Annotated in this window: 7 protein-coding genes; 4 read left to right on the forward strand and 3 right to left on the reverse strand. The window is 66.9% G+C overall.

All coding sequences use genetic code 11. The features are described 5' to 3' along the window. Nucleotides 1–23: 23 nt before the first annotated feature. On the reverse strand, nucleotides 24–956 hold the full coding sequence (locus tag CK498_RS06545) for a DMT family transporter (RefSeq protein WP_095620036.1): 933 nt from the start codon (nucleotides 954–956) through the stop codon (nucleotides 24–26). A gap of 97 nt (nucleotides 957–1,053) precedes the next feature. Between CK498_RS06545 and CK498_RS06550 the strand changes: the two genes are divergently transcribed. Then, complete coding sequence (locus CK498_RS06550) at nucleotides 1,054–2,007, forward strand: LysR substrate-binding domain-containing protein (RefSeq protein WP_095620037.1); 954 nt, start codon at nucleotides 1,054–1,056, stop codon at nucleotides 2,005–2,007. A 20-nt stretch (nucleotides 2,008–2,027) separates the two neighbouring features. Here CK498_RS06550 and CK498_RS06555 read toward each other — a convergent pair whose 3' ends face one another. Then, nucleotides 2,028–2,729, reverse strand: coding sequence for an RES family NAD+ phosphorylase (locus CK498_RS06555; RefSeq protein WP_095620038.1), 702 nt, complete (start codon nucleotides 2,727–2,729; stop codon nucleotides 2,028–2,030). Next, on the reverse strand, nucleotides 2,726–3,127 hold the full coding sequence (locus CK498_RS06560; protein WP_095620039.1) for an MbcA/ParS/Xre antitoxin family protein: 402 nt from the start codon (nucleotides 3,125–3,127) through the stop codon (nucleotides 2,726–2,728). Before CK498_RS06560 ends, CK498_RS06555 begins: the two co-directional genes overlap by 4 nt. 149 nt (nucleotides 3,128–3,276) lie before the next feature. On the opposite strand from CK498_RS06560, the gene recC reads away from it, so the two are divergent. Genes recC through recD form a run of 3 tightly spaced genes read left to right on the forward strand, consistent with a single transcriptional unit; the run spans nucleotide 3,277 to nucleotide 13,153 of the window. Then, the gene (recC, locus tag CK498_RS06565; protein ID WP_095620040.1) at nucleotides 3,277–6,909 is read left to right on the forward strand and encodes an exodeoxyribonuclease V subunit gamma; all 3,633 of its coding nucleotides are present in this window, start codon (nucleotides 3,277–3,279) and stop codon (nucleotides 6,907–6,909) included. Then, a complete protein-coding gene (gene recB, locus CK498_RS06570) occupies nucleotides 6,906–10,694 on the forward strand; it encodes an exodeoxyribonuclease V subunit beta (protein ID WP_095620041.1) in 3,789 nt (1,262 codons plus the stop codon). The genes recC and recB overlap by 4 nt, the downstream gene beginning before the upstream one ends. Then, a complete protein-coding gene (recD, locus tag CK498_RS06575; protein WP_229358984.1) occupies nucleotides 10,691–13,153 on the forward strand; it encodes an exodeoxyribonuclease V subunit alpha in 2,463 nt (820 codons plus the stop codon). The genes recB and recD overlap by 4 nt, the downstream gene beginning before the upstream one ends. Nucleotides 13,154–13,166: the final 13 nt, after the last annotated feature.

Consider the following 13,166-nt stretch of genomic DNA (forward strand, 5'->3'; position numbering starts at 1 on the left):
GCAGCCCTTTTGTAGACACCCTCTCAGCGGGTCACGATCAACAGCCCCGCCAGTAGCGCCACGCCACCCACCACGAAGTTGATCGTTAACGGCTCGCCGAGCAGCAGGGCACCGAATAGCACGCCGAATACCGGCGACAGCAGCGAGAAGACGCCCAGTTGCGAAGCCAAGTAACGCCGTAGCAGTGCGAACCAGAGCAGCAGTGCGGCAAACGATATGGCCAGGGTCTGGAAAGCCAGGCTGGCGACCGCCGCCCCACTCAGCTGAATGCGGCCCAGGTCGCCCAGCATCGCACTCAGCGGCAACAGCAGTAGCGCGGCGATGGCAAGCTGGTAGTACAACGTTTGCACCGGCGGCGCTTCGGAGAGGGAGGAGCGACGTATCACCAGCGTGGTGGCGGCCCAGGAAAGGCCGGCCAGCAAGCCGAGGAGATCGCCGCGCAGGATATCGGCGGCATGCTCGATCTCGGTGTCGGGTGCCATGGCAAAGACCATCCCGCCAAAGGCCAGCCCAACGCCCCACCATTGGCGCCGTTTGAGCTGCTCCCCCGGCACCAGCAGGTGCAGCCCCAGGGCTGCGAACACCGGTGCCGTATAGAGAAACACCGACATATGCGATGCCAGGGTGTAGGTCAGCCCCCATGCCACGAACACGAACTCTGCGCTAAACCCCAGCCCCACCAGGATGCCAGGCCCCAAGTGGGCGCGCATATCGGCAACTCGGATCCCTTGCCAATGCACCAGGGCCGCCACCAGCAATGCCGCAAAAGCAGAACGCAGGGCAACCTGCGCCAGCGGCGAGATATCCGTGGCAACTATCTTGATCGCCACCTGCTGAAAGCCCAGCGCCAAACAGAACAGCACCATCAGCATACTGGCCTGCAAATCCAGGTGGCAGCGCATCGGCGCGCAGCCCTCAATAGCCGCAGTATTACTCAACCGCTTGGTATCTTGCATAGCACCCCCTCGATGACAGTTAATGCTCAGTTGAGCATTTGCCATGGGAGGCACCAACCGATTAATGTGACAGCCTAGGATCAGGAAAAGTCACCCTATGAAGATCGAACGCCTGCCCCTGAACGCCTTGCGAGCCTTCGCCGAGGCGGCGCGTACCGAGAGCTTCAAGAGTGCCGCCAGTCGCCTAGGCGTGACCCCCGGTGCGGTCAGCCGGCAGATCAAGCAGCTCGAAGAGCGCCTCGGCATTAGCCTCTTCGCGCGCCACGCAAATGGTGTGCAACTGAATGAGGCCGGGCGGCAACTGGCGAAAGATATCGACAGCGGCCTGGAAAGGATTGCCGCCGGGGTCATGGCCGCACGCCGGCATGCCCATCAAGCGCCGCTACTGACGTTAAGCGCACCGCCATCCTTTATGCAGCTGTGGTTACTTCCCCGTTTGGCGGAGTTCGACGCCACGTTGGGTGGCCTCGACATCTCCCTGGATGCCAGCCAGTCGCTCACCACACCCGCTTGGCAAGGCGATGGCGCTCGCTTGGCGATTCGCTACGGCCGCGGCCCCTGGCCAGAGGCGCAAAGCCACCGGATGTTCGACGATGAGCTGTTTCCGGTCTGCGCTCCGTCTCTGCTGGCGCATTACGAGCGCTCCATGCAGCCAGCGGATCTGGCCAACCACCGGTTGCTCGAAGTCGCCTGGGAGTCGCAGCAGGGAATCAGCTTCCCCGGCTGGCGGGCATGGCTCGATGCCGCTGGCGTCGGCGACAAGGTAGCGCCACCGCAACACCGCCACTCACTGTTCAGCATGGCCCTGGACCAGGCTATCGCCGGGCGGGGCATCATGCTGGCCAACCACCCTATCGCGATGGATCGGCTCGATAGTGGCGTGCTCGTGCGCCCCTTCGGCGAGCGCCATGTGCTCGCCTCACCGCTGACCTACGACCTGCTGACGCCACCTCGCGGCGAGGCACCGCCTGCGGTGGCACGCTTTATCGACTGGCTGCTGGACGAGGCCGCTGCGTTCGACCGGGACACGCATGGCAACGCCCGGCGCTGATGTTCTAGAGGTCGCTAATGTCATGGGCCATGGTCATCCCAGCGGTGCTCGGCGACTTCCAAGACGTGGGTCACGGCCTGCGCCCTGCCATCCCACACATAGCGAAGATGCGGACCCTGGACGGGTATGCTCAGCGCCGGCGGTCGAAATACCGCCGCACATTCGTGCCCCGGTTGCCTGACGCTATTGTAGAGAATGCCCCACGCCCCTTCCGCCCTGAGACGCGAGGCAAATGCTTGGCCCCTCGGATAGGTGGCCGAGTCCGGGTCGTGCAGCTCGGGGTAACCCACTCGCACATCGTGCAGCGCCCGGGTAACGGTGTTGATATAGCTTCGCATGGTGATTTCGACGCTGGCCTCGCGGGTCGCCGCCAGGAACTCGGCCATGTGGTAGCGGGTCTCGGCAATCGCCGCATCCAGCGTGCTGGCGCAGAAGTAGACCCCGTAGCTGCCGTCGGTAAAACGCGATGGCCGCCCGATATGGGTAAAGGCCGCCATGATGGGAGAAGAGCCGGAGCCCGCGACACGATCATGCGGTGGCACTCGGTTCAGTTGTCCGGCCTCCTCGAGCAACCTGTCGTTGGTCATCGCCTCGATGGCAAAAGCCAGCTCCAGGTCTTCCGGATCCAGGGTGTCCTCGAACACGGCGATGGGAGGATAGGCGCTGTTGATGATGCGGTAAGCATTTCGCCACGCCGGTAGGCAGGTCTCCACCCCGCTCATCCCAGGACACTGTCCAGGTAGCGCCGGGTATCCGCCAGGTCCACCACGCGGCCATGCAGCATGTACTCGAGGGCCGACTGCCCATTGAACGGCGCGGCGGCATTCGCCTTGTGCACCCATTCATAGGCCTTGTCGGGGCTGCTGCTGAAGAGGATGCGCAGCGCCTTGTGGATCCCCATGAGGTAGGAGATTCGCTCCAGGGTGTCATGTGGCAGACGGACTTGAGGCAGCTTCTTGTACTTGTGGTAGGTGGTATTGCCGATACTGCCCAGCAGGATGCGTTGCTGGGCCGGCGTGCAGCCCCATAACCCCATGACGTTGAAGAAGAACGTCAATGCGACGCGACCGGCTTCGGGGGTGGCCGTATCGGGGCGTTCGACCTGCTGTTCAGCGTTCATGGACTTGCTCCTGCGGGAATGACAGTCCGCATATGAACTATAGTAAAAATCAACTTCGCATGCGAACTTTCATGCATCAACCGCGTTTATCCGCCTACGCTTTTACGGCACCATGAGGCCTTGCCTCACCTCCCGAGCAAGGACCCGCCATGCCGTTCGCCACCACCGCCCTACCGCCCGGCTTCATGGTCGTTCACGGCAATCGCCTGGAGGATCTGCGCGGCCTGGCGGTGGAGTGGATGAAGCGCCACCCGCTCAGCCCCCTCGAGTACGAGACGATCCTGGTGCAGAGCAACGGCATCGGCCAGTGGATGAAGCTGGCGCTGGCCGCCGACGAGGCCGACGGCGGCAGCGGCATCGCCGCCGCGCTGGACGTCACCCTGCCGGCGCGCTTCCTGTGGCAGGCCTACCGCGCGGTGCTCAACCATGTGGAAGGCGACCCCAACGCGGTGCCGGCCACCTCGCCCTTCGACAAGTCGCACCTGATATGGCGGCTGCTGCGCCTGCTGCCCGAGCTGATGCCACGCGACGAATTCGCCCCGCTGCGCCGCTTCCTCGAAGGCGACAACGACCTGCGCAAGCACCACCAGCTCGCCGAGCGCCTGGCCGACCTGTTCGATCAGTACCAGGTGTACCGCGCCGACTGGCTCGACGCCTGGGGCCGCGGCGAGGACGTGCTGATCTCCGCCCGCGGCCAGGCCCAGGCGCTTCCCGACACCCAGCGCTGGCAGCCCGCCCTGTGGCGTGCGCTGATCGAAGACGTGGGCGACAACGGCGTGGCCTCCAGCCGCGCCATGGTGCACCGGCGCTTCCTCGAGGCGGCGCGCCAGCTCGACGGCGACAACCGCCCCGTTGATCTTCCAAGGCGGGTGATGGTGTTCGGCATCTCGTCGCTGCCGCAGCAGTCGCTGGAAGCACTGGCTGCCATCGCCCGCTGCAGCCAGGTGGTGCTGTGCGTGCACAACCCCTGCCAGCACTACTGGGCCGACATCATCGAGCACAAGGACCTGCTCCGCGCCCAGCGCTACCGGCAGCAGCGCAAGGCCGGCATGCCGGCACAGCTCGACGTGCTCGGCGATGGTGACGGTGAGGAGAGCCTGCACCTGCACGCCCAGCCGCTGCTGGCTGCCTGGGGCAAGCAGGGCCGCGACTACCTGCGTCTGCTCGACGAGCACGACGACGCCCAGCAGTACCAGCGCCTGTTCGCCGCCGACTCGCTACGCATCGACCTGTTCGAGCCCTTCGTGGGCGAGGGCGACGGCCGGCTGCTGCAGCAATTGCAGGACGACATCCGCGAGCTGCGCCCGCTGCACGAGACCCGCGACACCTGGCCGGCGGTGGACCCCAGCCGCGACGACTCCATCGTCTTCCACGCCGCCCACAGCCCCCAGCGTGAGGTGGAGATCCTCCACGACCAGCTGCTCGCCGCCTTCAGCGCCGACCCCAGCCTCAAGCCCCGCGACGTGATCGTGATGGTGCCGGACATCGACCACTACGCGCCCCATGTGCAGGCGGTCTTCGGTCAATATGCGAGGGGTCAGATCGAGCGCGACGACCCGCGCTACATCCCCTTCACGCTCTCCGACCAGGGCAGCCGCCACCGCCTGCCGCTGCTGATCGCGCTGGAGAAACTGCTGCGCCTGCCGGAGCTACGCCTCTCGGTGAGCGACCTGCTCGACATGATTGACGTGCCCGCCCTGCGCGCACGCTTCGGCATCGAGGAAGACGACGTACCCACCCTGCGCCGCTGGATCGAGGGCGCCGGCATCCGCTGGGGACTCAATGCCGGCCAGCGCGGCAGCCTCGACCTGCCACAGGGCATGGAGCAGAACACCTGGGCCTTCGGCCTGCGCCGGCTATTGCTGGGCTACGCCGTGGGCGAGGCCGCCAGCGGCCCGTGGCAGGGCATCGAGCCCTTCGACGACATCGGCGGCCTGGATGCGGCGCTGGCCGGCCCCCTCGCCGCGCTGCTGGAAACCCTGGAACAGCAGTGGCGCAGCCTGCGCGAGCCCACCGACGTGAGCGGCTGGGTGCAGCGTCTGCGTGCCCTGCTGGAAGCGAGCTTTCTCGCCGACACGCCCGAGGACAGCCTGATGCTGGCCCAGCTCGAGCAGACGCTGCAGGAGTGGCAGGAGAGCGCCGATGAGGCCGGGCTGACTCGCAACCTTCCGCTCTCCGTGGTGCGCGAGCACTGGCTGGGGCAGATCGACGAGTCGAGCCTGTCGCAGCGCTTCATGGCCGGGGCCGTCAATTTCGCCACCCTGATGCCGATGCGCGCCATCCCCTTCAAGCGCGTCTGTCTGCTGGGCATGAACGACGGTGACTACCCGCGCAGCCAGCCGCCGATGGACTTCGACCTGATGAACGGCGACTACCGCCCCGGCGACCGCTCGCGCCGCGAGGACGACCGCTACCTGTTCCTGGAAGCGCTGCTCTCCGCCCGCGAGCAGCTCTACGTCAGTTGGGTGGGCCGCAGCATCGTCGACAACAACGAAAAACCGCCCTCGGTGCTGGTCGGCCAGCTGCGCGACCACCTCCAGGCCGGCTGGCACACGACGGACGGCGCTGATCTGCTCGATTCGCTCACCACCGCGCACCCGCTGCAGCCCTTCAGCCGCAGCTACTTCCCCAGCGAGGCACAGCAGGGCGAGCGCGACGTCTCGGCCCGGCGGCTGTTTACCTATGCCCACGAGTGGCGCGACATTCACGGACAAGCACACGGAGAAGCGACGTCGGAAGCCGCGCCCCTCGACCTGGGTGAATTCAAGCATGAGAACCCGCTGACACTGCACCAACTGGGTAATTTTTTGCGCGACCCGGCGAAGGCCTTCTTTACCACCCGGCTCAAGGTCTCCCTGGAGCGCGAAGACATCGTCAGCCTCGACCACGAGCCCTTCGCCCTGGACGGCCTCGCCAACTGGCAGCTACAGGACCTGCTGATCCGCGAGCAGCGCCGCGCCGTGGACGAGCACCAACCCCGCGAGCCCGCCATGCTCGCCACCCTCGACCGCCTGCAGGGCCAAGGCGTGCTGGCCATGGGCGCCTTCGGCGAGCGCATGCGCGAGCAGCTCACCGAACCGATGCCGGAACTGTTCGAAGCCTACGAGGCCGCGCTGGACGAGTGGCCCCACGCCATCGAAGAGCCCGAGCCGGTGCAGCTCAACGTGCCCGGCGCACCGCCCCTGGAAGACTGGCTCGACGAACTGCGCAGCGACGCAAGCGGCAACCGCTGCCGCCTGGTGCTGGTCAGCAGCAGCTTGATCAAGAAGGGCAAGTACCACTGGCAACACATCCTGCGCCACTGGGTGGCGCACCTGGCCGGTCATCTGGAAGGCCAAGCCATGACGACGAGACTGCTCTCCAAGGCGGGCCACGTGACACTGCCGCCGCTTGACCCGGAACTCGCCCGCGGCCACCTGCGCGAGATCGTCAAAGCCTGGCAGGCCGGCATGCGCGAGCCGCTGCCGCTGGCCTGCGACACCGCCTTCGTCTGGCTCAGCAAACTGGGCACGCCGGAGAGTGAGCGCGACAGCGACGCCTGGCACGCCGCCCGCAAGACCTACGAGGGTGACGACTACAACGCCGGCGAAGTGGGCCGCAACGCCTACCTCGCCCACCGCTGGCCAACCTTCACCCGGCTCTACGAAGCCCGCCAGGACACTCTCGGTTTTGCCGAACTCACCGACCGGCTACTCGCCCCGGTGCATCTTGCCGTGAAAGGGGACAAGAAGAAGGAAGAGCGAAGAGGGAAGGGTGAAGAAGGAAAAGGGAAGACGCCATGAGCGACGTCACGCAGCTAAATCCGCTCGACTTTTCTCTGCACGGCAGCCGCCTGATCGAAGCCAGCGCCGGCACGGGCAAGACCTTCACCATCGCCCTGCTCTACGTGCGCCTGGTACTCGGCGCCCGCTCAGTCGAGGACGACGCCGCCTTCGAGCGCCCGCTCACGCCGCCCGAAATCCTCGTCGTCACCTTCACCAATGCCGCTACCCAGGAGCTGCGCGAGCGGATTCGCGCCAGGCTCGTAGAGGCGGCGAATGTTTTTCTGCAACCGGCGGAAGATGCCGAGGGCGACGAGCTACTTCTTCAATTACGTGACCACTACGATCCCGCCACCTGGCCAGCCTGCGCCCGGCGCCTGCAGCTCGCCGCCGAATGGATGGACGAGGCCGCCGTCTCCACCATCCACAGCTGGTGCTACCGCATGCTGCGCGAGCACGCCTTCGACAGCGGCAGCCTGTTCTCCCTCGACCTGGAAAACGACCAGACCGAGCTGGAACTCGAAGTGGTGCGCGACTACTGGCGCAGCTTCTACTACCCGCTCAACACCGACGAACTGGCCAGCGTGGTGCGCCACTGGAGTACGCCCGAGCAACTGCACGCTGCCGTGCGCGGGCTGATGCCCGAATGTGATGCGCTCAACAAGGGCGCCCCGCCCCCGGCCGACACCGTGGCCAACGCCCAGCGCGAAACCGCCGAGCGCCTGGCAGAGCTCAAGGCGCCGTGGGCCACGTGGGTCGAGCAGTTGCGCGATGTGTTCGAAGAGGCCACCCGGCAGAAGGCCTTCAAGGGCCAGAGCTTCAACGCCAAGAGCCGCGCCAACTGGCTAGGCGCGCTACACGACTGGTCCCAGGGCGATGCCACCTGGCCCGGCCTGACCGACGCCGCCTGGAAGCGCCTCACGCCCCAGGGCATGGCCGATATCTGGCTCAAGGGCGAGCCGCCGAACCACCCGGCGCTGGCCGCGCTGGAAACGCTGCAGGACGAGCTCAACACCCTGCCCGCCCCCTACGCCGACCTGCTCACCCACGCCGTGCACTGGTGCCGGGCGCGGCTCGACCGCGAGCAGGAGCGCCGCGCCGAGATGGGCCCCAACGAGCTGCTCGTCCATCTCGACCGCGCCCTCGCCGGCCCCAACTGCGAGGCGCTGGGCGCGCAGATCCGTCGCCAGTTCCCGGTCGCCCTGGTCGACGAGTTCCAGGACACCGACCCGGTGCAGTACCGCATCTTCGACTGCGTCTACCGCATCCGCGAGAACTCGCCTGAGACCGGCGTGTTCCTGATCGGCGATCCCAAGCAGGCGATCTACGCCTTCCGCGGCGCCGACATCCATACCTACCTGCGCGCCCGCCGCGACACCCAAGGCCGCCACGTCACCCTGGGCACCAACTTCCGCTCCAGCAGCGAGATGGTCGAAGCCGTGAACCGCTGCTTCGAATTCGCCGAGGCGCACCCGCCCGGTGCCTTCCTGTTCAATTCCCCCGAGGGGAACCCCGTTCCTTTCAATGCGGTTGGCGCCAAGGGACGCAAGGACTCACTTACCCGCCAGGGCCAGACGCTACCGGCCATGACCCTGTGGCAGCTAGAGAGCGACGAGCCGCTCTCCAAGACCGCCTACCACGGCGTGATGGCCGAGCGCTGCGCCTCGTATATGGTAGAGCTGCTCAACGAGGGACAAGGCGGCCTCACAGGCTTCCAGCAAGGCGAAGCGTTCAAGCCGCTCAAGCCCTCTGACATGGCGGTGCTGGTCAACGGCCTGGGCGAGGCGCGGGCGATCCGCCAGGCGCTGGCCCGGCGCGGGGTGAAGAGCGTCTACCTCTCCGATAAGGACAAGGTGTTCGCCTCGCCGGTCGCTACCCAGCTCGACGCCTGGCTGCGCGCCTGCGCCGAACCCGAGGATGACAGGCTGCTGCGCACCGCCCTGGCCACCCCGGTGCTGGGGCTCGATATCGCCACGCTCGATAGATTGAACGAGGATGAGCTGGCCTGGGAAAGCCGCGTGCTGCAGTTCCGCGACTACCACCGGCTCTGGCAGCGCCAGGGCGTGCTGCCGCTGGTGCGCAAGATCATCCACGACTTCGACGTGGCGACGCGGCTGCTCGCCTGGGGGCCTGCCAGCGACGGTGAGAGAGCACTTACCGACCTGCTCCATCTAGGGGAATTGCTGCAGCACGCCAGCCAGGAGCTCGACGGCGAACACGCGCTGATCCGCTTTCTCGCCGAATCCATCGCCCATCCCGAAGGCCAGGGCGACACCCATAAGCTGCGCCTGGAGAGCGACGCCGACCTGGTGCAGGTCATCACCATTCACAAGTCCAAGGGGCTGGAGTACCCGCTGGTGTTCCTGCCCTTTATCTGCAGCCACCGCCCGACCAAGAAGGACGACTCGCCGCTGCGCTGGCACGACGCCGAAGGCCGCCTGCGCATCAGCCTGGAGGCCGACGAGGAGACCCTGGCCACCGTCGACCGCGAGCGTCTGGGCGAGGACCTGCGCAAGCTCTACGTGGCGCTGACCCGCGCCCGCCACGCCACCTGGCTCGGCATGGCCCCGCTCAAGGGCGGCGAAGGCAGCGCCATCGGCCAGCTGCTGGCCAACGGCGAGCCGATCGGGCCCAGCGTTTTTGAAGAAGTACTGAAGAGGCTCAAGGGCGACTGCGCCGCTATCGAGATCGCCCCGGCACCGCCGGCCCACGCCCAGATCGTCACCCAGAGCGAGCGCGACGAACTGCTCGGCGAAGCACGCACCCCCACGCGCCCCGCCCGCGAGCACTGGTGGATCGCCAGCTACTCGGCGCTGCGCCTCTCGGGAGACATGCTTTCTATTGAAACTACGACCGCCCCAGTAAGCACTGACTTACCGTCGAGCCCTCAGACTGCCTCGCTTGCTGCAACAACCGGCGCCCCGCTCGCCGAGCCGGCCACCGCCCTGGAAGCCACCGCGCTGGAAGTGATTGAAGAGCCGCATGACAGCGGCCAGAGCGAACCACTGCCCTCCTTGCACAGGTTCCCACGTGGCCCCGGCCCCGGCACCTTCCTTCACGGCATTCTCGAATGGGCCGGCGAGCTGGGCTTTGCCCGCGCGGCCCGCGACCCGGCCCTCCGCGAGGAGACCCTGGCCAGGCGCTGCCAGGTGCGCGGCTGGCAGCCGTGGCTGAATACCCTGCACGGCTGGTTCGGCACCCTGCTCGCCGCCCCGCTGCCGCTACCCAACGGCGCGGGCAGCCTCACCCTCGAAACGCTGACGAGCTACCAGGTGGAGATGGAGTTCTGGTTCGCCGCCAGCAAGGTCGACACCCGCCGGCTGGACGCCCTCGTAAGTGCTTACACACTGCCTAGCCCTTATGACAGCGCAAATACCCGCCTGCCGCGCCCCGCGCTGGATGCCGACACCCTCAACGGCATGCTCAAGGGCTTTATCGACCTGGTGTTCGAACTTGATGGGCACTACTACGTGGCCGACTGGAAATCCAACCACCTGGGGCCGGACGACGCCGCCTATGCCCCCCAGGCCATGCAGCAGGCCATCGCCGAGAAGCGCTACGACCTGCAGTACGCGCTCTATCTGCTGGCCCTGCACCGGCTGCTCAAGGCCCGCCTGCCGGGCTACGACTACGACCGGCACATCGGCGGCTCGCTTACGGTCTTTCTCAGGGGCGCCAATGCGGAGAGCCGCGGCGTGCACGCCGAGCGCCCCCCGCGAGAGCTGATCGAAGCGATGGACGCGCTGTTCCAGGGCGACACCCAAGCGGCAGGCGCCGCCCTCAACGAGCCGGAGGCCCAGGCATGAGCCAGCGCAGCAAGCACCACGACGATGGCACCCCGGACCTGTTCGCCGACCTGAACGAGCCCGACGCTGCCGAAGCACCCCAAACCGCGCAGGACAACGTGCAGGCCGCACTCCACGACACCCAGGCGCTATTCGCCCTGCTCGACCGCTGGGTGGAGCGCGGCTGGCTGCGCGCGCTGGACCGAGCACTGGCCAGCTTCTTCCAGCGCGAGGTGAGCGACGCGTCGCCCCTGTTGCTGCTCGCCGCCGCACTCGCCAGCCATCAGCTCGGCCGCGGCCACGTCTGCCTCGACCTCGCCCAGACCCTCGCCGCCCCCGACCTGGCACTCTCGCTGCCGCCGGAAGGCGACGACCTCAGCGACCCGCCGCCGCTGCCCAGCGACCTGTTGGCAGGGCTGGAACTCGCCACCTGGCGCGACGCCCTGCACCACCCCACCCTGGTAGCGGACAGCAAGGGCCCGGGCAATACGCCGCTGGTGCGCAGCGAGCGAGACACCAACGTGCGCCTCTACCTGCGCCGCTACTGGCAGTACGAGCAAGACATCCGCGGACTGATCGGCGCCCGCCTCCCAAGTCTCTCCACCAACCAATGTAGGAGCGACGCCAACCAATGTGGGAGCGACTTCAGTCGCGATGATGCCCCCGCCAACCAACGTGGGAGCGACTTCAGTCGCGATGATGCCCCCGCCAACCAACGTGGGAGCGACTTCAGTCGCGATGGCGCCGACAGGCGCCCCGATACAGCCACCTTGGCCAACGCCCTCTCCGCCCTCTTCCCAGAGCAACATCAGCTGGACTGGCAAAAAACCGCCTGCGCCCTCGCCGCCCAGGCCCACTTCGCCGTAATCACCGGCGGCCCCGGCACTGGCAAGACCACCACCGTGGTCAAACTGCTTGCCCTGCTGCAGGCGCTGGCCCTCGGCGAGCCCGCCACAAACCAGGGCCCGCGCCCGCTACGCATTCGCCTGGCCGCCCCCACCGGCAAGGCCGCCGCACGCCTCAACGAATCCATCGCCAAGCAGGTGCAGGGGCTTTCGCTGGTGGAACTGGCCACCGCCGTGGGCCAACAGGGTGTGGATATCTCAACCCTGCGCGATAGCATCCCCACCGAAGTGACCACGCTCCATAGGCTACTGGGCTCTCGGCCGGACACCCGCCACTTCCGCCACCACGCCGGCAACCCGCTGGCGCTGGATGTGCTGGTGATCGACGAAGCCTCGATGGTGGATATCGAGATGATGGCCGCCGTACTCACCGCCCTGCCGACCAGGGCGCGGCTGATCCTGCTCGGCGACAAGGACCAGCTCGCCTCGGTGGAGGCCGGCGCCGTGCTCGGCGACCTGTGCCAGCGCGCCGAAGGCGGCCACTACACTCCAGCAACCTGCGACTGGCTGGAACGGGTAAGCGGCATGCCAATCCCCGAAGAGTACAAGGATGAGGCAGGCCAGCCGCTGGATCAGGCCATCGCCATGCTACGGGTAAGCCACCGCTTCGATGCAAAAAGCGGCATCGGCCAGCTCGCCGAAGCCGTCAACCGCCCTCTTGGTTCCGACCAGAATGACAAGGAAGCACAGAAGGAGAAGAAACGCGCCGTACGCGAGATCTTCGGCACTGATGGAAAGTCATGCTACGCCGATATCGCCCGCCTCGCCCTGGTGGACGCCGACGACCCGGCGCTGGACCGCCTGGTGGTTAACGGCAACCCGGCCGGCTTCACCAACAGCGGTGAGGGTCGCCACGACCGCCGCGGTGAAACCATCGCGCCACCGGTCGGCTACGGCCACTACCTTGAAGTAATGAAATCAGCGCGCCCCGCACAGCCCTTCTTCGGCGAAGGCGAAGCGCGCCAACCCTATGACAACTGGGCGCGCCAGGTACTCACTGCCCACGGGCACTTCCAGCTGCTGTGTGCGCTGAGGAAAGGCACCTGGGGCATCGAGGGGCTGAACCCGAGAATCGGCCGCTCGCTGCGCCGCGCCGGCTGGCTCAAGGCCAGCGACCTGGAGCTGGAACAGGGCTGGTTTGAAGGCCGCCCAGTGCTCGTCACCCGCAACGACTACGGCCTGGGGCTGATGAACGGCGATATCGGCATCACCCTCGCCGTGCCCGAGGCCCGCAGCGCCAGCGAATCGCCCGGCCGCACCCTCCTGCGCGTCGCCTTTCCGGCCAGTGATGGCAGCGGCGACATCAAGTGGGTACTACCCAGCCGCCTGCAGGCGGTGGAAACCGTATTCGCCATGACGGTGCACAAATCCCAGGGCTCAGAATTCACCCACACCACCCTGCTGCTCCCCGACGCGCCCAACCCCATCCTCACCCGGGAACTGGTCTACACCGGTATCACCCGCGCGCGGGACTGGCTGACGCTGGTGGAGACGGGGCGTGGGATGCTGGATGAGGCAGTGACGCGGGAGGTGGTCAGGGTGAGTGGGTTGGGGATAACGTCAGGCCAAGATTAAGCGCCGCAATCTT

Origin of the sequence: Halomonas salipaludis (genome assembly GCF_002286975.1) — a bacterium.
GTDB classification, from domain to species: domain Bacteria; phylum Pseudomonadota; class Gammaproteobacteria; order Pseudomonadales; family Halomonadaceae; genus Franzmannia; species Franzmannia salipaludis.